The organism is Curtobacterium citreum (genome assembly GCF_006715175.1).
Taxonomy (GTDB): Bacteria; Actinomycetota; Actinomycetes; order Actinomycetales; family Microbacteriaceae; genus Curtobacterium; species Curtobacterium citreum.
Genome location: NZ_VFMQ01000001.1, coordinates 975,453 through 999,965, shown reverse-complemented (window position 1 = coordinate 999,965; position 24,513 = coordinate 975,453). Strand labels below are relative to the sequence as shown.

At 72.7% G+C, this 24,513-nt stretch carries 20 protein-coding genes and 1 tRNA gene; 1 reads left to right on the top strand and 20 read right to left on the bottom strand.

The genetic code is table 11. The features are described from left to right. Window positions 1-43 precede the first annotated feature (43 nt). From FB462_RS04870 to FB462_RS04835, 8 genes are all read right to left on the bottom strand, one after another. On the bottom strand, window positions 44-1,393 hold the full coding sequence (locus FB462_RS04870; protein ID WP_141860496.1) for a threonine/serine exporter family protein: 1,350 nt from the start codon (window positions 1,391-1,393) through the stop codon (window positions 44-46). Window positions 1,394-1,433: 40 nt separating this feature from the next. Beyond that, window positions 1,434-1,507, bottom strand: a tRNA-Leu gene (locus tag FB462_RS04865). An 87-nt stretch (window positions 1,508-1,594) separates the two neighbouring features. Then, entirely contained in the window at window positions 1,595-3,070 is a 1,476-nt protein-coding gene (locus FB462_RS04860) for an NAD(P)/FAD-dependent oxidoreductase (protein WP_058743367.1), read from the bottom strand. A gap of 43 nt (window positions 3,071-3,113) precedes the next feature. Then, complete coding sequence (locus FB462_RS04855) at window positions 3,114-3,662, bottom strand: DUF501 domain-containing protein (protein ID WP_114849163.1); 549 nt, start codon at window positions 3,660-3,662, stop codon at window positions 3,114-3,116. Between the two features lie 35 nt (window positions 3,663-3,697). Further along, window positions 3,698-4,255 (bottom strand): FtsB family cell division protein, encoded by a 558-nt coding sequence (locus FB462_RS04850; RefSeq protein WP_141860494.1) that lies wholly within the window; start codon window positions 4,253-4,255, stop codon window positions 3,698-3,700. Between the two features lie 396 nt (window positions 4,256-4,651). Further along, window positions 4,652-5,935, bottom strand: a complete 1,284-nt coding sequence (gene eno, locus FB462_RS04845) for a phosphopyruvate hydratase (RefSeq protein ID WP_058728084.1) — start codon at window positions 5,933-5,935, stop codon at window positions 4,652-4,654. Window positions 5,936-6,014: 79 nt separating this feature from the next. Further along, the gene (gene hisS, locus FB462_RS04840) at window positions 6,015-7,259 is read right to left on the bottom strand and encodes a histidine--tRNA ligase (RefSeq protein ID WP_141860492.1); all 1,245 of its coding nucleotides are present in this window, start codon (window positions 7,257-7,259) and stop codon (window positions 6,015-6,017) included. Window positions 7,260-7,656: 397 nt separating this feature from the next. Further along, on the bottom strand, window positions 7,657-8,304 hold the full coding sequence (locus FB462_RS04835; protein WP_167510017.1) for a MazG family protein: 648 nt from the start codon (window positions 8,302-8,304) through the stop codon (window positions 7,657-7,659). A gap of 99 nt (window positions 8,305-8,403) precedes the next feature. On the opposite strand from FB462_RS04835, the gene nhaA reads away from it, so the two are divergent. Next, on the top strand, window positions 8,404-9,582 hold the full coding sequence (gene nhaA / locus FB462_RS04830) for a Na+/H+ antiporter NhaA (protein ID WP_180225602.1): 1,179 nt from the start codon (window positions 8,404-8,406) through the stop codon (window positions 9,580-9,582). A gap of 149 nt (window positions 9,583-9,731) precedes the next feature. Here the strand turns inward: nhaA and mfd are convergent, their stop codons facing one another. From mfd to FB462_RS04770, 12 genes are all read right to left on the bottom strand, one after another. Next, a complete protein-coding gene (gene mfd / locus FB462_RS04825) occupies window positions 9,732-13,343 on the bottom strand; it encodes a transcription-repair coupling factor (protein ID WP_141860488.1) in 3,612 nt (1,203 codons plus the stop codon). 91 nt (window positions 13,344-13,434) lie between these two features. Further along, window positions 13,435-14,019, bottom strand: a complete 585-nt coding sequence (pth, locus tag FB462_RS04820) for an aminoacyl-tRNA hydrolase (protein ID WP_058742290.1) — start codon at window positions 14,017-14,019, stop codon at window positions 13,435-13,437. A gap of 31 nt (window positions 14,020-14,050) precedes the next feature. Then, complete coding sequence (locus tag FB462_RS04815; protein ID WP_114848897.1) at window positions 14,051-14,692, bottom strand: 50S ribosomal protein L25/general stress protein Ctc; 642 nt, start codon at window positions 14,690-14,692, stop codon at window positions 14,051-14,053. A gap of 356 nt (window positions 14,693-15,048) precedes the next feature. Further along, the gene (locus tag FB462_RS04810; RefSeq protein WP_141860486.1) at window positions 15,049-16,005 is read right to left on the bottom strand and encodes a hypothetical protein; all 957 of its coding nucleotides are present in this window, start codon (window positions 16,003-16,005) and stop codon (window positions 15,049-15,051) included. A gap of 9 nt (window positions 16,006-16,014) precedes the next feature. Continuing rightward, the gene (locus tag FB462_RS04805) at window positions 16,015-16,671 is read right to left on the bottom strand and encodes a response regulator transcription factor (protein ID WP_114848895.1); all 657 of its coding nucleotides are present in this window, start codon (window positions 16,669-16,671) and stop codon (window positions 16,015-16,017) included. Next, on the bottom strand, window positions 16,668-17,870 hold the full coding sequence (locus FB462_RS04800) for a sensor histidine kinase (RefSeq protein WP_167510016.1): 1,203 nt from the start codon (window positions 17,868-17,870) through the stop codon (window positions 16,668-16,670). Before FB462_RS04800 ends, FB462_RS04805 begins: the two co-directional genes overlap by 4 nt. A gap of 96 nt (window positions 17,871-17,966) precedes the next feature. Next, window positions 17,967-18,893 carry a hypothetical protein gene (locus tag FB462_RS04795; protein ID WP_141860484.1) on the bottom strand — a complete coding sequence of 309 codons (927 nt, stop codon included), beginning with the start codon at window positions 18,891-18,893 and terminating at the stop codon, window positions 17,967-17,969. A 31-nt stretch (window positions 18,894-18,924) separates the two neighbouring features. Next, the gene (gene manD / locus FB462_RS04790; protein WP_229666765.1) at window positions 18,925-20,277 is read right to left on the bottom strand and encodes a D-mannonate dehydratase ManD; all 1,353 of its coding nucleotides are present in this window, start codon (window positions 20,275-20,277) and stop codon (window positions 18,925-18,927) included. After that, a complete protein-coding gene (locus FB462_RS04785) occupies window positions 20,274-21,557 on the bottom strand; it encodes a mannitol dehydrogenase family protein (RefSeq protein ID WP_114848892.1) in 1,284 nt (427 codons plus the stop codon). The genes manD and FB462_RS04785 overlap by 4 nt, the downstream gene beginning before the upstream one ends. After that, complete coding sequence (locus FB462_RS04780; protein ID WP_114848891.1) at window positions 21,554-22,426, bottom strand: sugar phosphate isomerase/epimerase family protein; 873 nt, start codon at window positions 22,424-22,426, stop codon at window positions 21,554-21,556. Before FB462_RS04780 ends, FB462_RS04785 begins: the two co-directional genes overlap by 4 nt. Beyond that, entirely contained in the window at window positions 22,423-23,652 is a 1,230-nt protein-coding gene (locus tag FB462_RS04775; protein WP_229666767.1) for a Gfo/Idh/MocA family protein, read from the bottom strand. The genes FB462_RS04780 and FB462_RS04775 overlap by 4 nt, the downstream gene beginning before the upstream one ends. Further along, window positions 23,649-24,488 carry a sugar phosphate isomerase/epimerase family protein gene (locus tag FB462_RS04770; RefSeq protein WP_114848890.1) on the bottom strand — a complete coding sequence of 280 codons (840 nt, stop codon included), beginning with the start codon at window positions 24,486-24,488 and terminating at the stop codon, window positions 23,649-23,651. Before FB462_RS04770 ends, FB462_RS04775 begins: the two co-directional genes overlap by 4 nt. Window positions 24,489-24,513: the final 25 nt, after the last annotated feature.

The following is a 24,513-nucleotide window of genomic DNA, read 5'->3' as shown; positions in this document are numbered from 1 at the left end:
CGCCTCCCGTCCGTCGTCCGTCCCGTCCCGGCGACCGCCGCACTCAGCGGGCCGCGTCGGTCGCGTCCGCGCGCGGGTGTGGTGCGTTACGTGCGAAGAGCCCGGGCAGGAGGCCGCCGATCTTCGTCCCGATGCACAGCGACACGAACGTCGCGAGGGGGACGCCGAGCGCCTGCGGGTCGAACGTCGCGACCGCCACCAGCCCGACCGTCCCGGGGACGAGGAGCAGGAACGCGGGGAAGAACGACACGGTCGCCGGGATCACGGGCACGAGCCGCTCGAGCAGTCGGGTCGCGACGAACAGCAGGGCCGCCGCCGCTCCCGTCGCGACGACGCTTCCCCACACCGGCGTCGTGCCACTCACCACCGCGTAGGCGGTGATCATGACCGCGACGGACACGAGCGTCAGCCGCCACCCGGACCGGAAGACCAGGCCGAGGCCGACCGCGAGCCCGACGACCGCCACCCACGACACCCAGTAGGACGGCACGGCCTCCCACCCGCCGCGGTCCGTGCCGACGCCGGCGACCTCCCCCACGAGCGCCGCGGAGGCCGGGTCGACCCGCAGTCCGGTGAGCGCGCTGCCGGCGGCGATGCCCGCGGCCATGAACCCGAGCGTGATGAGCCCCTGGACGAGCCGCGACGACCCGGTGACGATGTCCGCCGCGGTGAGCTCGAGCAGCGCGTTCGTGATGAGCGCACCCGGGACGAACACCGCGACGGGCGCGCACACGGCGAACAGGGGCACGTGGTCGAAGCCGGTGCCGGCGGCGACGAGGCCGACGATGCTCGTCGAGACGAACGCCCCGAGGAACGGGATGATCGCGACGGCCTCGCGGAAGCGGCGCAGCACGAAGCTGATCACCCCGACGAGGGCGCCGACGCCGAGCGCGAGCAGGACCGCCCACCACGGGCAGCGGAACACCACCGCGAGACCAGCCGAGGTCAGGGCGTTGCCGACGATCCACGGCAGGGCCGGGGGCGGCACGGTGCCCGCGCGGATGGCCCGGACGCGGGCGGGGATCTCGGCGAGGCCGATCGACCCGCTCTCCAGGCCGAGCACGAGCCGGTTCGCGCGGGCTGCCTGGCGCGAGGAGAGCTCGATGCCCTCGGCGTTCACGATCGTGGCGGCGCCCGTCGCGACCTCGCTCACCATCACGAGCGCGGGCAGGACCCCCACGGCGAGGGTCGGCCCCACCCCGGCGGCGTCGCGGGCCTTCTCGAGCGCCGAGCGGACGTCGGTGACGGAGCTGCCGGCGTCGAGGAGCAGGGCGCCGAGCGTGCCGAGGAGCATGCCGGTGGGGACGGTCTCGCCGTCGACGACCTCGACGTGGGCCTCGGGGCGTCCGAGGGCGTTGCGCAGGTTCGCGAGGGCGCTTCCGAGTCCGACCACGGACACGATGCTAGGTGGTCCTCGCAGTGGCGACGTTCCGTACCCCCGGTGGGACTCGAACCCACAACTCGGCGATTTTAAGTCGCATGCCTCTACCGGTTGGGCCACGGGGGCGCAGCCGCAACAGCCTACCGACGCGACGACGGCCGCCGCCCCACCGGGGCGACGGCCGTCGTGTCGTGCGTGCGTGCGGTGCGACGCCTACTTGGCGTCGGCAGCGGCCTCGACCGGCTGCGCGTCCTTCGAGACGTCCTCGGCGGGCGTCGCGTACGCGGGGCCGGCCGCGTCGGCGGGCTTGCCCTCCTCCGGGGCCGGCGCCGCGGCGGCCGGAGCCGACGCCTCGACCGCGGGCTTCGGCCGCGAGGCCCAGGCCTCGAACGAAGCACGAGGGGTCTCGCGGTCGTCGAGCGACGCGATGTCGCGGCCGAGGAAGAAGCCACCCACCCAGTCGCCGATGACGCGCCACTTGCGCTCCCACGACGGCATCGCCAGGCCGTGGTAGCCGCGGTGGGCGCCCCAGGCGAGGAAGCCCTTCATCGCGAACTTGCCGGACTGGAAGACACCGATGCCGAGACCGAGGCCCGCGACGGCGCCGAGGTTCTCGTGCTTGTAGTCGTTCGTCGCCTCGCCACGGAGCACGGCGACGAGGTTCTTCGCGAGCTGCTTGGCCTGACGGACCGCGTGCTGGGCGTTCGGGACGCAGAAGCCGCCCACGCCGCCGCCGGTGAGGTCCGGCACGGCCGCGACATCGCCGCAGGCCCACGCGTCGGCGATGACACCCTCGTCGTCCACGACCCGCAGGTCGGGCTGGACGCGGATGCGGCCGCGCTGCTCGAGCGGGAAGTCGGTGCCCTTGACCATCGGGTTCGCCATGACGCCGGCGGTCCAGATGATGAGGTCGGACTCGATGGTCTCGATCGAGTCGTCCTTCGCCTTGAGCTGGCAGACGCCGCCCTCGGCCGAGGCGAGCTGCGTCTCGAGGTGCACGGTGGCACCGCGGGACGCGAGGTTCTCGAGCACCCAGTGCGAGGTCTCGAGCGACACCTCGGGCATGATGCGGCCCATCGCCTCGACGAGGTGGAAGTGCGTGTCGTCGAAGGACAGCTCGGGGTAGCTCTTGAGCAGGTCGGACGCGAAGGAGCGGAGCTCGGCGAACACCTCGATGCCGGCGAAGCCACCACCGACGACGACGACCGTGAGCAGGCGGTCACGCTCGGGACCGGCCGGCAGGGTCGCTGCCTTGTGGAAGTTCACGAGGATCTTGTCGCGGATCGCCGCGGCTTCCTCGATGGTCTTCAGCCCGATGGCCTCGTCCGCGACGCCCGGGATCGGGAACGTGCGGGAGACGGCACCGGCGGTCATGACGATCTGGTCGTAGGACTCCTCCCACGCCTCGCCCTCGGCCGGGGTGATCGTCGCGGTCTTGGTGGCGTGGTCGACCTTCGTGACCTTCGCCGTGACGACGCGGGTCTTCTTGAGGTGACGACGGTGCGAGACGACCGCGTGACGCGGCTCGATCGAGCCGGCGGCCACCTCGGGCAGGAACGGCTGGTACGTCATGTAGGGCAGCGGGTCCACCATGGTGACCTCGGCTTCGCCCTGACGAAGGTGCTTCTCGAGCTTCCAGGCGGTGTAGAAACCGGCGTAACCGCCGCCGACGACGAGGATCTTGGGCACGGGGGATGATCTCCTTGGAGTGGGGTGGTTGCCGGGAGGCTGGTCAGAGTTCGCCGCCACCCGCCCCGACTCCGGCGTCTGCCATGCCATCATACGCCCGGCACTCGCACCGGGAGGGCGACCACTCGATGCGCTCGAGCGCGAGGTCGCCGATGGGGTTGACGCCGGGTCCGGCAGCGAGGGCGTGGCCGACGAGCGCGTGCAGGCACTTCACGCGGGTGGGCATGCCACCGGCGCTGATGCCGTCGATCTCGTCGACGTGCTCGATCGACTCACGGTCGGCCAGGTAGGACTCGTGCGCGGCACGGTACTGCGCCGCCACGGTATCGTCCTCGAGCAGGGCCGCCAGTTCCGGCATGACCTGGTTCGCCTCGAGGGTGCTCACGGCGGCGGTGGCCGCCGGGTGGCACAGGTAGTAGAGCGTCGGGAACGGGGTGCCGTTGCCCAGCCGCGGCTTCGTGGACACGACGGTGGGGTTGCCGCAGACGCAGCGTGCCGCGATCCCGATGACGTCGCGCGCCGGTCGGCCGAGCTGCGCCGACACGACCTGGACGTCGTGCTCGGAGGGCGGGTCGAAGGGAGGGGTCGTCACGGGCACGTGAGCCTACCCGAGTCCCGGCGCTCGGCCTACTTCGTGTCGCTGGTGGCCGCGCCCGTGGGGTCGCCGGTGCCCGAGACGTCCGGTGCGACGAGCTGGTCGGTGGTCTTCTTCGTCAGCCCGGACTCGAGCACCGAGGACAGCATCGCCTGCACCCAGTCGACCTTCGGCGTCTGCACGGTCGAGCTCACCGGGCTGCCCGAGTCGGTGCGGGCCTTCGTGTCCCCGGAGCCCTCGCCAGACCCCATCACGAGGTAGCTCTCCTCACCCGGGTAGACGTAGAGCAGCCGGTCGCGGGCCTGCGCCTCGATGTACGCCGGGTCGTCCCAGCGGGCCACGTCCTGCTTCTTCTGCGCGACGTCGGCCTTCTGCGCGGCGACCTCGCGCTGCTGCTGGGCGATCTGCTCCTGCTGCTGCACGAGCGTCCGGAGCGAGGGTGCGAGCACCACGACGAACAGCACGATGATCGCGAGCATGAGCAGGCTGAACCCGGAGAACCGGATGGTCCGGTACCAGGGCTGCTCGTGGCCGCCGGTCGCCGGCATGGCCACGGGGACGCGGCGGACGCGGGGCTTCTGGCTGGGCACGTCACGACGATAACCCGATTGGGCGGGTCGGACCGGGACCGGCACGCGGGCGTGGGGTCGCCTCCCAGCCGGCCTGGAGGCGCGGTGCCGGCCCGCCCCGCCGGTCCCGTCCCGGCGTGTGGTCGCTTCCGCCGACCGCGTTCGCCATCGTCCTGTCACCCTGTCGCTCCGTGGCCCGTGCTCCCGCCCGTGCTCCCCGCCGCGCCGTCGCCCCCGTCACCCCCGTCGGCCCGAGCGGGCACAACACGCCGCCGGTGGTCCGTCGAGCGGGCGAAACCTGTCGCCGCTCGGGGCCGAGCGTGCCAGATGTGGCCCGCGCGACGGGCGGGGGCGGAGCCCGGGAACGACGAGACGCCGCCCTCCCGGAGGAGGACGGCGTCTCGGTGGTGTCGTGGGTTACAGCGCGGCTGCACGCGGGAACGCCGTGCGGCCGGCGTAGACCGCGGCGTCGCCGAGCTCCTCTTCGATGCGGAGGAGCTGGTTGTACTTCGCGACACGGTCCGAACGGGCCGGGGCACCGGTCTTGATCTGCCCACCGTCGACGGCGACCGCGATGTCCGCGATCGTGGTGTCCTCGGTCTCGCCCGAGCGGTGCGACAGGATCGCGGTCATGCCGTGGCGGTGCGCCAGGGAGACGGCGTCGAGGGTCTCGGTCAGCGTGCCGATCTGGTTCACCTTGACCAGGATCGAGTTGCCGGCCTGCTCGTCGATGCCGCGCTGGAGGCGCTTCGGGTTCGTGACGTACAGGTCGTCGCCGACGAGCTGGAGCTTCGAGCCGAGCTCGGCCGTGAGGTGCTTCCAGCCCTCCCAGTCGTCCTCGGCCAGGGCGTCCTCGATGGTGACGAGCGGGTAGTTCGCGACGAGGTCCGAGAAGTACCCGGTGAACTCCTCGCTCGAGAGCTGCTTGCCCTCGAACGCGTACTTGCCGTCGTGGAAGAACTCGGTCGCGGCGACGTCGAGGCCGAGCGCGATGTCCTTGCCCGGGGTGAAGCCCGCCTTCTCGATCGCGGCGAGCAGGAAGTCGAGCGCGGCGCGGTTCGAGGCGAGCTCGGGGGCGAAGCCGCCCTCGTCGCCCAGGCCGGTCGCGAGGCCCTGCTTCTTCAGCTCGCCCTTGAGGGCGTGGTACGTCTCGACGCCCCAGCGGAGCGCCTCGGAGAAGCTCTCGGCGCCGTAGGGCACGAGGAAGAACTCCTGGATGTCGACGTTGGTGTCCGCGTGGGCACCACCGTTGACGACGTTCATCAGCGGGACCGGCAGCGTGTGCGCGTTCGGGCCGCCGAGGTAGCGGAACAGCGGCAGGTCGGCCGAGTCGGCGGCGGCGCGGGCGACGGCGAGCGAGGCACCGAGGATCGCGTTCGCACCGAGGCGCGACTTGTTCTCGGTCCCGTCGAGCTCGATGAGCGCGGCGTCGACGAGGCGCTGGTCGGTGGCGTCGAAGCCCTCGAGCGCCGGGCCGATCTCGTCGAGGACGGCGTCGACGGCCTTCAGGACGCCCTTGCCGCCGTAGCGGTTCGCGTCGCCGTCACGGAGCTCGTACGCCTCGAACGCGCCGGTGGATGCACCGGACGGGACGAGCGCGCGCGAGACCACGCCGTCGTCGAGGAGGACCTCGACCTCGACCGTCGGGTTGCCTCGGGAATCGAGGACTTCGCGTGCTCCTACGGCATCGATCTGGGCCACGGGGTACTCCCTACGAGTTCGGTGGTGGTGTTTGCGGGTCCGATCCTACCGACGCGCGGCGGAGCGGAGGTGTCGTGCGTCAGGCCAGTGGACGGAACTCGACGCCGTCGAGCGTCTCGGTGTCGGCGCGCACCGTGGCGAAGGCGTCGAAGCCCTGGGCGGCGAGTCCGGCCAGCAGGTTCTTGGTGTTCTTCGTCCGGCGCTCCAGGCGGACCCGACGGTGCGACCCGAGCGCCTCGGCCTTGAGCGCGGCGAGCCGGACCGGGTCGACGTCCTTGTCGTGCACGAGCACGACGGCGTCGGACTCGGCGGACTCCGGGAGCGTCACGAGGTCGACGAGCCGCTCGAAGCCGAGCGAGAAGCCCACCGCCGGGACGTCCTGGCCGAGGAACCGGCCGATCATGCCGTCGTACCGGCCGCCGCCGCCGAGGCTGTAGCCGAAGTCCGGGTGCGCGACCTCGAAGATCGTCCCCGTGTAGTACCCCATGCCGCGCACGAGCGTCGGGTCGAAGCGCAGGTCGACCCCCGGCAGGGCCTCCCGCAGGCGGAGGAGGTCGGCGAACGCGTCCGGCTCCAGCCAGGCAGCACCCCGGACCGCGTCCCAGTCGGCGGACTCGAGCGCACGGATCGTGTCCTCGAGCCCGGGCAGCTCGGCCCCGACGACCTCGCGCAGTTCGGCTGCGACGCCGTCGGCTCCGATCTTGTCGAGCTTGTCGATCGTGATGAGGGCCCGGTCCGCCGTCGCCGGCTCGGTGATGCCCCACGAGGCGAGGAGCCCGAGCAGGATCCGACGGTCGTTGATCCGGATCGTCGTGCCCGCGATCCCGAGAGCGTCGAGCGCCGCCGTGGTCGCACGGATCAGTTCGATCTCGGCGAGCTGCCCGGGCTCGCCGAGCACGTCGATGTCGCACTGCACGAACTGGCGGTAGCGGCCTTTCTGGGGGCGCTCGGCACGCCAGACGGGCGCGATCTGCACCGAGCGGAAGACCGTGGGCAGCTCCGAACGGTGGGAGGCGTAGAAGCGGGCGAGCGGGACCGTGAGGTCGAACCGCAGCCCGAGGTCGGCGAGGTCGAGCGGCGCCTCAGCCTGCTGCAGGTCCTCGGTGGACAGTCCGCGCTTCATGACCGCGAACGCGAGCTTCTCGTTGTCGCCGCCGAGACCGGAGTGCAGGCGTGCGGCGTCCTCGACCACGGGCGTCTCGATCTCGTCGAACCCGTGTCGCGCGTACACGCCCCGGATCACGCCGAGGACGTGCTCCCGACGGGCCTTCTCCGCGGGGAGGAAGTCACGCATGCCACGGGGAGCCGTCACGGTCGTCGCCATGCCCGCAATCCTGCCAGAGTCCGACGCCGCGCTTGCACGAGTGCCGACCCACTGATACTCTGCATGCAGAACCTCGGTCCGGTGGTCTCCTGATCCGATCACCGGGCCGTTCGCGGGGCCGATGTGCTGCAACAGGCCCCGCGGTTCGAGCGGGTGTCCCTGTCGGCGCGTTCCCTGGCGCGCCGTGGCCCGCTCGCGGGCGTCCTCCTTTTTCGGGTTGGGAGGACGCCCGCTTCTCCGTTCCCGGACGCGTCGTTCCCGGACGCGTCGTTCCCGAGCACGTCGTTCCCGGACGCGTCGTTCCCGAGCACGTCGTTCCCGGGCCCGTCGTTCCCGGACGCGTCAGTCGCCGGCGCGACGCCCGGTCGCGAGCATCGCCCTGGCCTGCACACGCCCGTCACTCCCCCTCGCGCCCGACCTCCTCGAGCCGCGCCACCGCAGCACGGAGTCCCGCCACCGGGTCCACCCCTGCAGCCCGTGCCGCCGCGACCTGCGCGAGCATCTCGATCCCCCACCGCTCGTCCGGGCCGGGGTGAGCAGCAGAACCGCCGGCTCCGACCCGCTCGACCACCGCCCCCGCGTCCCCCCGCTCGTCCAACCGCTCGAGCAGCTTCACGGCCCGCTCGAGCGGCGGCATCGCACGCGGCACCCCGTCGAACGCGCTCCGTCGCCCGGCCTTCTCCGCCGCCTTCGCCGCTCGCCAGACGCGGACGACCTCGTCCTCGGTGTCGGCGCGCTCGTCCCCGAACACGTGCGGGTGCCGGCGGACCATCTTGTCCCGGACCCCGGCGGCCACCTCCTCGAGGTCGAAGCCCCCGGCGGCCGCCGACAGCCCCGCGTGCAACACCACCTGGTACAGCACGTCGCCGAGCTCCTCCCGGAGTTCATCGCGGTCGTCGGCGTCGATCGCGTCGACCAGCTCGTACGACTCCTCGACGACGTACCGCGCGAGCGAGGCGTGGGTCTGCGCCCGGTTCCAGACGCACCCACCCTCTGGCGCGAGCAGTCGGTCGACGACGGTGACGAGGTCCTCCACGGCGGTCATGGCGCCATGCTCGCACGCAGGCCGGTCCGGTAGCCTGGCCATGGTGTGTCGGGAAGTCTGGTCGACGGTCGTCGACCCGTACCCCGAACCCGGAGATCCATGCTGGCACTCGTCCGCTCCCCCCGCTTCAGCGCGATCGCGCTCCTGACCGCCGCCGTCCTCGGCCTCGTCGTCGCGAACACCGCGCTCGGTCCAGGCCTCGAACGACTGCTCGACGCCCACTCGCCGTGGGGTGTGGTCGGTCTCGACCTGTCGGTGTCGCACTGGATCAGCGATGGCCTGCTCGCCGTGTTCTTCCTGCTCGTCGCGATCGAGCTGAAGCACGAACTGCTCGAGGGTGAGCTCTCGAACCCGAGGACGGCGGTGATCCCGGCGATCGCAGCGGTCGGCGGCGTGGTCGTCCCGGCCCTGGTGTACCTCGCCGTGACCACGGGCACGTCGTACCAGCACGGCTGGCCGATCCCCACCGCGACGGACATCGCGTTCGCCCTCGGTGTCCTCGCGATGTTCGGCCGCGGGCTCCCCTCGACCGTCCGGGTGTTCCTGCTCGCGCTGGCGGTGCTCGACGACCTCATCGCGATCGTCATCATCGCCGTGGTGTTCGCACACGGCACTGACTTCGCCGCCCTCGGGGGCGCGGTCGTCGCACTCCTCGTGTTCGCCCTGCTCGGGCGGCTGCTCCGCCCGGGACGCACCGGTCAGTCGTGGATCATCGTCGCGATGGTCGCGGTCGGCGTCGTCACGTGGTGGCTCGTGTACCACTCCGGCGTGCACGCGACGATCGCCGGCGTCGCCCTCGGCCTGGTGCTCCCGCGTCGGCCCGGCCACGTGCTGCACGAGCGCGTGGAGCCGTGGTCGAACGCGGTCGTGCTGCCGCTCTTCGCGTTCGCCTCGGCTGCGGTCGTGGTGCCGAGCGTCGGCCTCGGCGAGCTCTCCCCCACGTTCTGGGCGGTCGTCCTGGCCCTGCCGGTGGGCAAGCTGATCGGCATCACCGTCTTCGGCGCCACCGCGACGCGGGTCTTCCGCGCGCCCGGCCGCTCGACACTGTCGTTCGGCTCGATCGTCACCGTCGGGGTGCTCGGGGGCATCGGCTTCACGGTCTCGCTGCTCATGAACGAACTGGCCTTCGCGCGGAGCGAGGAGGTCCTGGACGAGGGCGTGCTCGCCGTCCTCGTCGGCTCGGGCATCGCGATGGTCGCCTCCGCGGTCGTCGTCAGCCTGCGTGCGCGGCGGTACCGCGCTCGGCGCGAACTGTTCGAGGCGGAGGCGACCGAGTAGCGGTCACGACCCACGGGTGGTGACCCACTGACGGACGGGCGCGCCCCGCTCAGCGGCAACGCGAAGCGTTGCGCGGGGCGCGCCGACCGAGCCTGCGAGGAAGGGGTGCCAGCCGGCACCGTGCCTCCCGGTCGTCCAGAGGTCGCCGCTCAGGCGGCCGGTGCCTCGGCCGGCGTCTTCGACGCCCCGTAGACGGCGGTGAGGATGCTCTCCACCCACTGGATGAGGCCGTCGTCGGGCAGGGACTCGCCGTGCGGCTTGGGGAGCGGGATGCTCGACGCGTTCTGCTGCGGGAACCAGCGCGCACCCGGGAACATCCGCTTGAGCCGGACCTGTGCCGAGTCAGCGAGCTCCTTGCCGGCGACCCGCAGGTTCGAGCCCATCACGACCACGTCGGACAGCCCGACCTGCTGCGCCATCCGGCGGAGCCGGGAGACCTCGACCAGGGTGAGCACGGCCTGCGGCGGCTGGCCGTAGCGGTCGGTGAGCTCGTCGAGCACCATGTCGATCGCCTCGGGTTGCGCCGCCGGGGCCGAGGCGGCGGACAGCTTCTGGTACGCCTCGAGCCGGAGCCGCTCGGACTCGACGTAGTCCTCGGGGATGTGCGCGTCGACCGGGATCTCGAGCCGGAGCTCTGTCTGCCCCTCGGCGACGTCCCCGCGGAACTGCGACACCGCCTCGCCGATCATCCGCAGGTACAGGTCGAACCCGACGCCCGCGATGTGGCCGGACTGCTCGCCACCGAGCAGGTTGCCCGCACCGCGGATCTCGAGGTCCTTCATGGCGACCTGCATGCCCGCACCGAGCTCGTTGTTCGCGGCGATGGTCTCGAGGCGGTCCTGCGCGGTCTCGGACAGCGGCTTGTCGGCGTCGTAGAGGAAGTACGCGTAGCCGCGCTCCCGCCCACGACCGACGCGACCGCGCAGCTGGTGCAGCTGGGACAGGCCGTACTTGTCCGCCTTGTCGATGATGAGCGTGTTCGCGTTCGCGATGTCCAGGCCGGTCTCGACGATCGTGGTCGACACGAGGACGTCGAACTTCCGCTCCCAGAAGTCGACCATGACCTGCTCGAGGGCGCCCTCGGACATCTGCCCGTGGGCGACCTGGATGCGGGCGTCGGGGACGATCTCGGCGAGGTGCGACGCCACGGACTGGATGTCCTTGACGCGGTTGTGCACGTAGAACACCTGGCCCTCGCGCAGCAGTTCACGTCGGATCGCCGCGGCGACCTGCAGGTCGGACTGCGGTCCGACGAAGGTCAGGATCGGGTGGCGGTCCTCCGGCGGGGTGGCCAGGGTGGACATCTCGCGGATGCCCGTGACCGCCATCTCGAGCGAGCGCGGGATCGGCGTCGCGGACATCGCCAGGACGTCGACGTTGGTCTTGAGCTTCTTGAGCTGGTCCTTGTGCTCGACGCCGAACCGCTGCTCCTCGTCGATGATGACGAGGCCGACGTCCTTGAACTGGATGCTCTGCGACAGGATCCGGTGCGTGCCGATGACGATGTCGACGGTGCCGTCGGCGAGACCCGCGATGGTCTCCTTCGACTCCTTCTCGGACTGGAAGCGGCTGAGCGCGCGGAGGTGCACGGGGAACCCGGCGAAGCGCTCCTGGAACGTCTCCATGTGCTGGCGGACGAGCAGGGTCGTCGGGACGAGCACGGCGACCTGCTTGCCGTCCTGCACGGCCTTGAACGCAGCACGGATCGCGACCTCGGTCTTGCCGTAGCCGACGTCGCCGGACAGCAGTCGGTCCATCGGGATCGGGCGCTCCATGTCGCGCTTGATCTCGTCGATGGTCGTCAGCTGGTCGGCGGTCTCGGCGAACGGGAACGCCTCTTCCAGCTCGCGCTGCCACGGGGTGTCGGGGCCGAACGCGTGCCCCTTCGACGCCATGCGCGCGGAGTACAGCTTGACGAGGTCGACGGCGATGTCGCGGACGGCCTTGCGCGCCTTCGACTTCGCGGCCGCCCAGTCCGAGCCGCCCATCTTCGACAGCGTCGGGCTCTCGCCGCCGACGTACCGGGAGAGCTGGTCGAGCTGATCGGTGGGGACGAACAGCTTGTCGCCCGGGTAGCCGCGCTTCGACGGCGCGTACTCGAGCACGAGGTACTCGCGCTGCGTCTTCACGGCGTTGCGGCCGCCGCTCGAGACCTCGCGACTGACGAGCTCCACGAACTTGCCGATGCCGTGCGTGGCGTGCACGACCACGTCGCCGGCCTTGAGCTGCAGCGGGTCGACGACGTTCTTGCGTCGGGCCGCGAGCTTCTTGACGGTGCGGGCGCCCTGCTGGACGCTGCGGCCGTAGAACTCGGCTTCGCTGAGGAGCGCGATCCGGGGGTCCGGGGTGGCGAAGCCGGCCTCGACCGAGGCGGTCGTGACCAGGGCGACGCCCGGCTCCGGCGGGGCGGTGAGCTCACCGGCGCGGGCGGCGACCCCGGCGTCCGCGAGGACCTGCACGGCGCGCTCGACGAGCCCCTTGCCCTGCGCCGTGACGACGACCGCCCAGCCGTCGTCGACCAGGTGCTTGACGTGCTCGACGGCGCCGTCCGCGCTCCCGGCGAAGCTCGGGATGGCCTCGGCGCGCACGCGGATGTACTCCCCCGCCTCGGCCGCTGCCTCGGCGTCGGTGAGCACACGGTCGCGGTCGCCCTCGTCGAGCCCGGAGTCGAAGGGCGTGACCGTCCACCAGGTGCGCTGCCCGCGGCCGTTCTTGAGCTGCTGCACGGTGAGGAAGTTGCCCGCGTCGAGGTCGATCGGCGCCTGTGCCCCGGCGACCGCGGCGCTCCACGCGGCCTGCAGGAACTCGGTGTTCGTCTCGGCCAGGCTGTGCGCGCGCCCGGCGACCCGCTCCGGGGAGAGCACGGCCACGGTCGCGGCGTCCGGCAGGTAGCTCGTGACGGGGACGAGGTCCTGCACGAGCGCCGGCGCGAGCGACTCCATGCCCTCGACCGGGATGCCCTCCGCGATCTTCGCGAGCATCTGGGACAGGTTCGGGAACTCGTGCAGCATCTCGCGCGCCCGCTGCCGCACGTCGTCGCTCAGCAGGAGCTCGCGGGAGGCGGTGAGGTCGACGGCGCCGAGGTCGTCGTCGGTCGTGCGCTGGTCGGCCACGGAGAAGGCCTTGATCGCCTCGATCTCGTCGCCGAAGAAGTCGACGCGCACCGGGTGGTCGGCCCCCGGGGGGAAGACGTCGAGGATGCCACCGCGCACGGCGAACTCACCCCGACGGGTGACCAGGTCGACGCGGGCGTACGCCAGGTCGACGAGCTGCGACGCGATCTGCCCGAGGTCGTTGCCGCGGGAGCCGCTGCGGAGCGCGACGGGTGCGAGCGACGTGAGGTTGCCGGCGATGGGCTGCAGCGCCGCGCGGACGCTCGCGACGACCACGGTCGTGCGGCGCTCGGCCGGCGCGGCGTCCTGCCACGCGGCGAGCTTCCGGAGGGTGGCGATGCGCGTGCCGACGGTCTGCGCGCTCGGGCTGAGCCGCTCGTGCGGCAGGGTCTCCCACGCCGGGAACTCGAGGACCTCGGCGTCGGGCACGGTGCACGTGAAGGCACCGCGGACCGCCTCGGCCTCGCGCCCCGTCGCCGTGATGACGAACAGGCACTGGGGGCCGTCGCGCTCGGCCAGGAGCGCCGCGAGCAGCGGCACGCGGAGGCCGTCGACGACGGAGAAGTCGGCGTCACGCCCGGCGGCGCGGAGGACGCGATCGAACGCGGAGGCGCGCGAGAGCGCAGGGATGATGCCCGAGATCGTCACTCAGACGATGGTACCGGCGCCCTCCGACAGCGGTCGCGACGTCCGCGACCCGCGAACGCAGAGCGCTGCGAGGGCGGGAGGCAGCGTCGGGTCACGAAGGAGCGTGGACGCGCTGCTGCGCGGCGAGGAGCCCGAGCTCAGCGATCGCCTCGACCGCGTCGGCGCCGTCGGCGAGCAGGTTCGGCAGCGTCTTCTTCTCGGTCGGCGAGAAGTCGCGGAGCACGTAGTCGGCGGGGTCCTGGCGTCCCGGGGGCCGGCCGATGCCGATCCGCACCCGGGTGAACTCGTTCGTGCCGGTCGCCTTGATGATGTCGCGGAGGCCGTTGTGCCCGCCGTGCCCGCCGCTGCCCTTGAGCCTGACGGTGTCGAACGGCAGGTCGAGCTCGTCGTGCACGACGACGAGGTCGGCCGGGGTGGCGCTGTAGAACCCGAGCACGCTCGAGACCGGACCACCGGAGGTGTTCATGAACGACCCGGGCTTCGCGAGGACGAGCTTCGGGCCGCCCGGCACCAGGCGCCCCTCGGCGACCTGGTTCGGGGTCTTGTGCTTCTTGAACGTCGCACCCATGCGGGCGGCGAGTTCATCGAGGACCATCTGGCCGACGTTGTGCCGGTTCCCCGCGTAGCCGGGCCCGGGGTTCCCGAGCCCGACCACGACGAGGGTCGTTCCTGTCATCAGCGTCGGCCAGACGTCCTGCGAGGAGTGACTACTCGGAGTCGGCGTCGGTCGACTCGGCGGCCTCGCCCTCGGCACCGGCCTCGGCACCCGCCTCGGCGGACTCCTCGTCGGCGGCGATGTCGTCGGCGGTCGCACGCGGGGTGACGATCTGGACGACGAGCGCCTCGGCGTCGGTCTCGAGCTCGGCACCGGCCGGCAGCTCGAGCTGCGAGGCGAGGACCTGCGTGCCGTCCTCGAGGCCCTCGACGTCGACCGTCACGTGCTCGGGGATCGCGGTCGCCTCGACGAGGAGGGAGACCGAGGAGAGGTCCTGCACGTGGATGGTGCCGGAGAAGGACTCACCGGTGACGACGACGGGCACGTCGACCGTGACCTTCTCGCCACGGCGCACGACGACGAGGTCGATGTGCTCGATGATCTGGCGCACCGGGTCACGCTGGACGTCCTTGACGAGGGCGAGCTGGGCCGCACCCTCGATGTCGAGGTCGACGACCGCGTTGGCGGTACGGACGAGCAGCATCGTCTCGTGGCCCGGGAGGGTGATGTGCTGCGGCTCGGTGCCGTGGCCGTAGACGACCGCGGGGATCTTGTCGGCAGCGCGGAGCTTGCGCGCAGCGCCCTTGCCGAACTTGGTGCGGTTCTCCGCTGCGAGCTTGGTGTAGTCGGCCATGGTGCCTCCTGGTGTCGGGGTCGACGCCGGGGTGCCGGCATCGGGGGGGTCTGTGGTGTTGCAACTCGAACGCGTGCACGCGTGAGGAACGCTCCCAGGACTGGGCCGGGTCTCCCTACCGCGTCGATCACGGCCGCGCGTACGCGGCCCTCGCCGAAGTCGGTTTGCGAGTCTAGCAGGAGCAGCCGGGCGTGTCGCACCAGGACCGGGCTGCGGTCCGCGGGTGCCCACGACCGGACGGGAGGATCGTGGCGGCGCCGCCACGATCCTCCCGTCCGGTGCTCCCCACCCGGCGGACGCGGGCCGGTCCCCCCAGGACCACCTGCCCACGTCCGCCGGTCCGTCGGCGCGACGCGTCAGTCGACGCCCTCGGGTGCCGGCGGCGCGAGCCGCTCGATCGTCGCGGCGACGCGGTCCGCGAGCGCGGCCTGGTCGCCGTCCGCCGACCGGAGCACGGCGGCGTCGGTCGCCGTCACGTGCAGGAGGCGGTTCCACTGCGCGTCGTACAGCGCGGCGCGGTACTCGGACGAGGTCTGGCAGGCCACGTCGTGCTCGGCGAGGGCGATCTCGTCGTCGCCCGCGACCGTCCGCGCCTCGAGTGCGAAGGCCTGCCGCATCGCCGTCGTCGGCATGCCGTGCGGGTCGTCGGGGAGCTCATGCGTCGCCGTCCGCGCGAGGCACTGCCGCCAGCGCGTCGCCGCGGCGCGGACCTCGGGCGTGCGGCGGGCGTCCTCGGCCGCGAGGTACGTCAGGCGCTTCGCGGTCTGCGAGGCGCTCTGTGCCGCACCGTTGCCCGTGCCGAGCGTCCGGCGAGATGCTCGGTAGCAGCGGTCGACCTCCGCCCCGGCAGCCGCGGTGTACGCGGCATTGCGCTCAGGGTCCTGCCCCCACGCCAGGATGCCAGAGGCGTTCGCACCGTCCGTCGACGGCGCGTGGTAGCCGCGGCGAGCGGCATCATCAGCGCTCAGTGGTCGTGACCAGGCGAGCGCCGGCGACGGGTTGCCACGCTCGGGCGTCTCGTCGACGACGGACTGGGCTCGCAGACCGTCGAGCGTCGCCCAGGGCATCGGGGAGTCGATGCCCTGGTCGACCAGGCACGGCTGCACGAGCAGGTTGACGGCGTACGTCTCCTCGGAGGACCCGGGTTGGACGTAGCCGTCGAGCGGCATCGACCAGGTGTCCGGGTCCCGCTCGGCGGTGGGTCGGATCGTCTGGTCGGCCGGCTCGGGCAGCTGGTGCAGGACGGCCGCGCCGAGCCCGGCGACGACGAGGAGCAGGGTGCCGGTCTTCGCGGCACGCTGGGTCGGACGCATGGTTTCCCCCTAGGCGCGGACGAGGCCGCGTTCGTGTGCGGTGATGACGACCTGGATCCGGTTCCGGAGCCCGAGCTTCGTCAGCACCGCGCGGACGTGCGTCTTGACCGTGGCCTCGCTGAGGAACACGGCGGACGCGATCTCCTGGTTGCTCAGGCCCTTGGCGACGAGCAGGAACACCTCGCGCTCGCGGGCGCTCAGGGCGTCGAGCACTGCGTCCGGACGGGGTGTCTCGACGAGGGTCCCGTCGGTGCGGAGCAGGTCGAGTGCCTCGGCCTCGGTCGGCGCCGGGCGCCCCTCGTGCACGTCTCGGATCGTCGCGAGCACGACCTCCGGCAGCGCGTCCTTCGTCAGGAACGCGGCGGCTCCGGCGCGCAGCGCTGCGAGCACCGCTTCGTCACGCCGGATCGTCGTGAGGGCGACCACCCGCGGGCGTTCCCCACCGCGCTCGGCGAGCCGGGCCGTGGTCTCGATGCCGTTCAGCACCGGCATCCGGAGGTCCAGGAGGAGCACGTCGGGGTCCTCGGCGGCACAGAGGTCGAGGGCCGCCTGGCCGTCGCCCGCGGTGCCGACGCAGGACATGTCGTCCTGCGCGTCGACGAGCATCCGCATGCCGGACGCGAACAGGCGCTGGTCGTCGACGACCGCGACGCGGATCGCGCTCACCGGCCGGCCTCGGTCGGGAGCCAGCCCGTCACGACGAACTCGTCGGGGTCGTCGCCGTCCCCCGCGCGGAGCCAGCCGCCGGCGAGCCGGGCGCGCTCACGCATGCCGTCGACCCCGGATCCCGGGCCGTCGAGGGCGACGAGCGGCGCGTCCCCGCGTGAGGTCACGACGACGCCGAGTCCCGGCCCGCGCCAGTCCAGGACGACCCGCGCCTCGGCCGTGCGCCCCTGGTGCTTGAGGACGTTCGTCAGGCTCTCCTGCACGATCCGGTGCACGGCACCGTCCGTCGCGGTCCCGAGCCGGACGGGGTCCCCGTGCTGTTCGAGCGTTGCCCGCATGCCGAGTTCGCGCATGTCCTCGACGAGGTCCGGCACGTCGGCGAGCCCGTGCGCCGCGGCCGGACCGGTGCCCTGGATCCGCTCGACGAGCGACCGGACGTCCCCGAGCGCGCTGCGGCTGACGTCGGCGATGTCGCGCAGGGCCGTCGCCGTCGGGCCGTCCGACCCCGCGACCGCCGCGGCGCCCTGGGCCTGCGAGACCACGACCGCGAGCGAGTGCGCCAGGGAGTCGTGGACGTCGCGGGCGATCCGGGCGCGGTCCTGCTCGGCGCGCAGTTCAGCGGTCGTCACCGCGGTCTCGCGCTCCGCGACGGCGACCCTGGTGCGGGCGAGCCCGATCCGCCACGCGGCACCGATCGCGACGCCCACCGCCCAGGCGATGCCGCTCGCACCCGCGATGGCGAGGGAGAGCAGGACGAGGCTGCCGCGCGTCCCCTCGCCCGAAGCGGTCCAGTTCGACCAGACGTCCGGGTCGGCCACGGTCGGCACGGCCATCGCCCAGGCCGCCGCGACGCTCGCGACACCGAGGACCGGGACCGCGAGCCACCGCAGCAGCCCGGACCGGCCGGCACCGACGACCCCGACGACGATCGCGATCGCCAGGTACTCCGGCCACGTCGTGTCCCGCGGGCGGGCGAGCAGGTGGAGCGCCTGCAGCAGCGGGACGACCACCACGAGGCCGAGGGCCGTCGCGGGCATCCAGGACGCCAGGGCGATCGCGACGGCGAACGCACTGACGACGAGCACGTGGCCGGTCAGGTCGGCGCGTCCGGCCTCGGCGACGATCCAGAGCACGAGGTACACGGCGCCCGCGGCGGGTGCCAGGAGGTGCCGTGCCCGGCGGCGGAGGAAGGAGGTCATGTCGGCGAGCGTAGGGCGGGCTCCGGCGCGGGAGCGAGCGGGAGCGGTGGCTTTCATCCGAGGGGATGAGTGGTCGATCCCGGCCGTCGTCGGGGTTCAGTGCCCGACGTCGCGGCGGTGGCGCTGTGCGGCGCGCAGGAGCTCACGTGCGCGGTCGCTCGCCGCCTCGGCGTCGTCGCGGGTACGGGTGGCGCGCTCGACCTCGGCCGTGGCGTCGGCGAGCTGCCGCTCGAGGTCGGCGCGGTGGTCCTCCACGCGCTCCAGGTCCGTCTCGGCAGCGTCGAGCGCGGCGTCCGCGTCGCGGGACTCCGTGCGGGCGAGGGACTCCGCCTTGCGGGCCGCCCGGCGTTCCGCCGCCGGGTCGACGCGTGGTTCTGGTCCGGGCTGCGGCTCGGACTTCGGCTTCGACTCGGTGGGCGGCTTCGCCGGCCTGGAGGCGCGGCTCGGCTTCCGCGCGCTCCTCGCGCTCCTCGCGCTCGCGATCGGGACCGGCTCCGCGCCGGTGCCGGACCACGCCTCCGGGACCGCGTCGGGATCGGCGAGCGCGCCGTCGAGGTCGACGGCGTCGAACCCGGCGTTCTCGAGGGGACGGACGAGCAACCCCGACCGGACCGCGGCGCCCGCGTGCGGATCGGCCATCGCGGCCTCGATCGTCGCCCGGACCTGCTCGAGGACCGCCGGGGTCACGGGGTGCCCGGCGTCGGCGGCCCGGTCGGCTCCGGTCTCGGCGAGTGCGGCGACGACCGCGGACCGCTGGCGTCGGAGCTGTCGGATCGCGTCCGGGTCGGCGTCCGCCTGGGCCTGCCGGATCGTCGGTCCGAGGGCGACCGCCTCGTCGAGGGCGCCCTCGTGCGCGAGCAGGTCGACCACCCAGGCGGCCGGGGCGGGCTTCCGGAGCCCGCCGATCCGGGTCGCGAGCGCACGGTCGTTCCCGCGGACCGCACGCTGCCGGGCGGTGCGCTCCCGCACGAAGTCCGCGGGCGCGACGAGGAGCAGTTCCCTCGCCACGTCCGCGAACTCCACGCCCCCAGCATGCCCGGGCAGGGCGGGCGCGCTACCAGTCGTGGACGGTGCCGTCGGCCAGTCGGTTGAACGGCAGGTACGCCTGCTCGTACGGGTACTTGCCGGCCTCGTCGACGTCGAGCGTCACGCCGAGGCCCGGCTCGTCGCCCGGGTGCAGGTAGCCGTCCGTGAAGGTGAAGGTCTGCCGGAACACCTGGTTCGTCTGCGGCCCGTGCTGCATGTACTCCTGGATGCCGAAGTTGTGGATCGCCATCCCGAGGTGCATCTGCGCCGCGAGTCCCACCGGGGAGATGTCCGTCGGCCCGTGGAACCCGGACTTGATCTGGTACATCGCGGCGTAGTCCATCGTCTTCCGGAGCGGGGAGATGCCGCCCATGTGCGTCACCGCACCGCGGACGTAGTCGATGAGCTGGTCGCGGATGATGTCCTTGAAGTCCCAGATCGTGTTGAACACCTCGCCGATCGCGAGCGGCGTCGTGGTGTGCTGGCGGACGAGCTTCAGCGCCTCCTGGTTCTCGGCGGGGGTGCAGTCCTCGAGCCAGAACAGGTCGTAGGGCTCGAGGGACTTGCCGAGCTTCGCGGCCTGCAGCGGGGTCATCCGGTGGTGGCCGTCGTGGAGCAGCGGCAGCTCGGGGCCGAACTCGTTGCGGACGGCCTCGAACACGGTCGGCACGTGGCGCAGGTACGCCCGGGTGTCCCAGTCCTCCATCGCGGGGAAGGCCCCGCGCTGCGCCGGCTCGAAGTCGTACCGGACGCCGGCGTTGCCCTCGGTGGTCTTGTTCGACGCGATGCCGTAGATGCTCTCGAGGCCGGGGACCCCCGTCTGGACGCGGATCGACCGGTAGCCCTCCTCCTGGTGCTCGCGGATGGAGTCGAACAGCTCCGGGAGCTCCTTGCCCGAAGCGTGCCCGTACGCCATGAGCCCGGTCCGCGAGGCACCGCCGAGCAGCTGGTAGACGGGCATCCCCGCGACCTTGCCCTTGATGTCCCAGAGGGCCATGTCGACGGCGGCGATCGCGGCCATCGTCACCGGGCCGCGGCGCCAGTAGGACGAGCGGTAGAGGAACTGCCAGGCGTCCTCGATGCGGCTCGCGTCCCGTCCGACGAGCAGCGGGACGACGTGCTCGGTCAGGTACGCGGCGACGGCGAGCTCACGGCCGTTCAGCGTCGCGTCCCCGAGGCCCGTGACTCCGTCGGCGGTGGTGAGCTTCAGCGTGACGAAGTTGCGGTTCGGACTCGTGACGACGACCTCGGCCCGGTCGATGAGCTGCCCGCGGTCGGCCGAGGCCCAGGTGTCCGGGCGGCCGGCGGTCGGGTCGGTCGCCGCTCCCCCGTCGCCGGCGCCGGGCACGGGCGCGGCCGGGTTCGTGGTGCTCGTGCTCATCGGAGGACTCCTTCGTCGACGGTGCCGCGAGCAGGTGCCGCGGCGGTGCGGATGCGGTCGGCCGCCGCGGTGACGGCGTCGACCACGGGGGTGGTGTCGAGGTCGGGCGCGACCACGGCGAGGACGTCGTGCACGTCCGAGTCTGGCCCGGGCGCCCCGGGGTCGTCCACCAGCTCCGGTTGCTCGGTGCAGTGCAGCCACCAGGCCGCGAGGGCGGTCGCGGCGCCGGGTCCGACGCCGGCGGCCGGGTCGCGGTCGAGTCGTCGGCGCAGGACGTCGACCACCCGGACCGGCAGCTTCGCCGCGCTCCCGGCGACGATCTGCCGCAGGGTGTGGCGGATCCGCGGGTTCGCGAAGCGTTCGACGAGGGCGGCCCGGGCGTCGTCGACCTCGGCGGCGGGCAGCGGGAGCTCGGCGGCGGCCTCGTCCCAGAGCTGCTCGACCGCGGCGCGGCAGCGGGGGTCGGCCATCGCCTCGGCCACGGTCTCGTGCCCGAGCAGGAGTCCCAGGGACGCCAGGAGCGAGTGCGAGCCGTTGAGGAGCCAGAGCTTCCGCTGCTCGAACGGGGTGACGTCGGGCACGAGGCGCACCCCGGCGGTCTCCCACGCGGGGCGGTCGATCCCGTCGAAGGCGTCCTCGAGCACCCACTCGACGAAGGGCTCGGCGACGACGGGGACACGGTCGCCGGGCAGGGCGCCCGGCAGGTCGGCGAGCCCGGCCACGTCGTCGTCGGTCGTCGCCGGGGTGATCCGGTCGACCATCGACGATGGGAAGGTCACGTGGTCGTCGATCCAGGCTCGGAGGTCGGGGTCCGCCGTCGCGGCGTGCACGGCGTCCCGGAGGACGTCGCCGTTGTGCGTCAGGTTGTCGAGCGACACCAGGGCGATCCGTCCGCCGTCCGCCGCCCGCCGGGCGGCGAGCCCGTCGACCAACCGGGCGGGGACGTCGGAACCGGCGCGGTACCCGGCCTCGGTGACCGTCAGCGTGACGATGCTCGTCGTCGGGGACGCGACCGCGCGCCTCCAGGCCGTGTCGTCGGTGCCGGGGTGAGCGGCCACGATCGTGTCGACCACCTCGGCGACGTCGCCGTCCGCTGCCCGCGTGACCAGGGTGTACCGACAGTCCTGCGCGGCGAGCGCGTCGGCGGCCGCGGGCGAGCGTCCCGTGAAGGCGGTGATCCCCCACGGTTCGCCGGTGGCGTGCTGCGTGTACCAGGCGAGGTGTGCGCGGGCGAACGCACCCACCCCCAGGTGCACGATGCCGGGTCGACGGTCGGTCATGCCGCCACCGGGACCAGGGAGCGGAGGTAGGCGAGGTTGTCCGCGGTGCGCTCGGCGAGCGGGAGGTCGGTCGAGAAGTCCTCGATCGTGACCCAGCCGTCGTAGCCGACCTGGCGGAGCGCATCGAGGTACTCGGACACGGACGCCTGCCCGTCACGCAGCGGCGCCCACTCGTGCTGCCAGACCCGGCTGCCGTCGGCACGGGTGTCGCCGGTGTCGACCCACCGGGCGTTCTTGACGTGCGCGTGGGCGAGGTACGGGCCGAGGAGCTCGAAGGCCGCGAGGTGGTCCTCGTGTCCCTCGATGACCAGGTTGCCGAGGTCGTGGATGACACCGACGTGCGCGGGGTCGAGGCCGTCGACGAGTCGCAGGGCCGCCGAGGCCGACGGGGTGATCGTCATGTGGTGCAGCTCGACCAGGGCCTTCACCCCGAGCTCCGCCGCGCGACCGGCCGTCCACTCGAGGTCGGCCCGGGTGCGGTCGAACATCTGCCCGTACGTCTCGTGCGTGCGCTCGCGCTCGCGCCGGTACCAGGGCATCGTGACGCGGACCTGACGGGCTCCGAGTTCGCTCGTCACCCGGAGCATCGTCTCGACGCCGGCACGGTCGGACACGGGCTGGTACCCGCCGATGCCCGAGTACTCGAGCCCGGCGGCGTCGGTGGTCCGGGCGATCTCGCCGACCTGCTCGGTGATGCCGCTGTACTGCCAGGTCGACCGGTTGCCGGCCCAGAAGCCGGACGAGCCGTCCTCGGTGCGGTCGTCGACGATGCGCCACTCGATGCCGTCCCAGCCCTGCTCGGCGAGGGTCTCGGCGGCCTGCGACGGGGTCCAGTCCGGGGTGGACGCCGTGAACACGGAGAACTTCATCGGCCTGCTCCTTCACTGGCGGCGGTGGTGGCGGTGGTGGCGGTGGCGACGGTGCGGGACGGCGCTCCGACGACCGGCACGACGTCGTCGTACAGGCCTTCGATCACGTCGTCGATCCGGACCGGCTTGCCGAGCGTGGCGCTGACGTACAGCCCGCGGACGGTCGCGAGCGAGACGAGGGCGGCGTCGACCGTGACGCCGGGGTCCCGGCCCTCGCGGATCGCGGCGACGATGTCGGTGTACTGCCGGGCGTGCCCGGCGGCGAAGTGGTCCGGCTCGACCGGCCCGCCGACGACGTGCTCGGGCGGGACGACCCGGTCCTTCTGGTCGGCGGCGTCGGCCACCGCGGTGGTGTTCGCCGTCGTCGCCGCGGACTCGAGCGTCGCGGTGTCGGGGGCGACGTGGAAGTACGCGAGCCGGTCGTCGTCGACGATCGCGGAACCGTGCGTGCCGTACACGGCCCAGCGCGCGGAGAGGCCCGGGTAGGCGGCCGTCGTGCAGTGGACCACGCCGAGCGCCCCGCCGCGGAACCGGACGGTGGCGACGGCGGTGTCCTCGACCTCGATGCGGTCGTGCGCGAGCAGCCCGACCTGGGCGGAGATCTCCTCCGGACGACCGAGGGCCCACACGAGCAGGTCGACGGTGTGCACGCCCTGGTTCATCACGGCGCCGCCGCCGTCGAGCTCCCAGGTGCCCCGCCAGTCGCCCGAGTCGTAGTACCCCTGCGACCGGTACCACGCCACGCTCGCGACCCCCGAGGTCACGGTCCCGAAGTCGCCGCCGTGTGCCGCACCGGCGACGGCGACCGACGCCGGGTCGAACCGGTGCTGGCTGATGACGCTCGTGACGAGTCCGCGCTCGCGAGCGTCCGCGGCGAGCGCCGCGATCTGCCGGGCTCGCGGCATGGTCGTGTCGAGGGGCTTCTCGATGACGACGTGCTTGCCCGCGGCGAGGGCCGCCTCGGCCAGCTGCACGTGCATGCCCGACGGCGAGCAGATCGCGACGACGTCGATGTCGGTCTGTTCGATGGCCTCCTCGATCGTGGACGTCGTGATCGGACGGGTGGCTCCCGTCGACTCGAGTTCGTCGGCGGCGCTCGTGGCCGCGGCGGGGACGGCGTCGACGAGCGCCACGACCTGCAGGTCCGGGTGCTGGACGGCGACGCGGGCGTGGTGGCGACCGATGACGCCGGCACCGACGACTGCCAGCTTGAGTGGTGTGGTCATCGCAGGGTGACTCCGATCTGGTCGGTGAGGGTGCGGAAGGCGCGACCGGCGCGACCGAAGGCCGCGGGGCCGGAGAACCCGCCGAGGTGGGTGAAGTCGCTGAGGTGCGGTTCGAGCGACGCGTAGCCGGCGTACCCGGCGTCGCGGAGTGCGGTCAGGGTGTCGAGCAGTTCGCCATCGCCCTCACCCGCGGGGACCACGGACGCGTCCGCGGCGAGCGCGTCCTTGACCTGCAGGTAGTCGACGTACGGGGCGAGCTGCGCCCACCCGTCGGTGAACGGGCGGACCCCGCACTGCACGTAGTTCGCGTTGTCCCAGGCGAGCCGCAGCGCGGGTGACCCGACGCTCTCGACGACGTCGAGCACACGGTCGGGCACGTCGCCGTAGATGTCCTTCTCGTTCTCGTGCAGGAGCGTGACGCCCTCGCGCTCGGCGAGGTCGGCGAGCGCCCGCATCCGGACGAGGACGTCGTCGCGGACGTCCTCCGGTGCACGGTCCGGGAAGTAGAACGAGAAGATCCGGACGTTCGTCGTGCCGAGGGCGTGCGCGGCGGCGATCGCCCGGCCGAGCCGGCCCACCTCGTGCTCGACGGGTTCGTCGACGGCGACCTTGCCGATCGGTGAGGCGATGGCGGAGACGGTCTGACCGCGCTCGTGGAACAGGCGGTGCAGGCCGGCGAGCTGGTCCTCGTCGAGGTCGACGACGTTCACCCCCCAGGCGCTCCGCACCTCGATCGCGGAGGCGCCGAGCGCCTGCAGCACGGCGACCTGGATCGTGGGGTCGGCGTCGATCTCGTCGCCGAAGCCGGAGAGCTCCCACGTTGGTTGGTCGGTCATTGCGTTCCCTTCGTGAGACCGGACG

Coding starts and splice junctions, on each gene's coding strand:
- hisS (WP_141860492.1), bottom strand. CDS start 7,259: ATGGCGACGACCGTGACGGCTCCCCGTGGCATGCGTGACTTCCTCCCC.
- FB462_RS04835 (WP_167510017.1), bottom strand. CDS start 8,304: ATGACCGCCGTGGAGGACCTCGTCACCGTCGTCGACCGACTGCTCGCG.
- nhaA (WP_180225602.1), top strand. CDS start 8,404: ATGCTGGCACTCGTCCGCTCCCCCCGCTTCAGCGCGATCGCGCTCCTG.
- pth (WP_058742290.1), bottom strand. CDS start 14,019: ATGACAGGAACGACCCTCGTCGTGGTCGGGCTCGGGAACCCCGGGCCC.
- FB462_RS04815 (WP_114848897.1), bottom strand. CDS start 14,692: ATGGCCGACTACACCAAGCTCGCAGCGGAGAACCGCACCAAGTTCGGC.
- FB462_RS04810 (WP_141860486.1), bottom strand. CDS start 16,005: ATGCGTCCGACCCAGCGTGCCGCGAAGACCGGCACCCTGCTCCTCGTC.
- FB462_RS04800 (WP_167510016.1), bottom strand. CDS start 17,870: ATGACCTCCTTCCTCCGCCGCCGGGCACGGCACCTCCTGGCACCCGCC.
- manD (WP_229666765.1), bottom strand. CDS start 20,277: ATGAGCACGAGCACCACGAACCCGGCCGCGCCCGTGCCCGGCGCCGGC.
- FB462_RS04785 (WP_114848892.1), bottom strand. CDS start 21,557: ATGACCGACCGTCGACCCGGCATCGTGCACCTGGGGGTGGGTGCGTTC.
- FB462_RS04780 (WP_114848891.1), bottom strand. CDS start 22,426: ATGAAGTTCTCCGTGTTCACGGCGTCCACCCCGGACTGGACCCCGTCG.
- FB462_RS04775 (WP_229666767.1), bottom strand. CDS start 23,652: ATGACCACACCACTCAAGCTGGCAGTCGTCGGTGCCGGCGTCATCGGT.
- FB462_RS04770 (WP_114848890.1), bottom strand. CDS start 24,488: ATGACCGACCAACCAACGTGGGAGCTCTCCGGCTTCGGCGACGAGATC.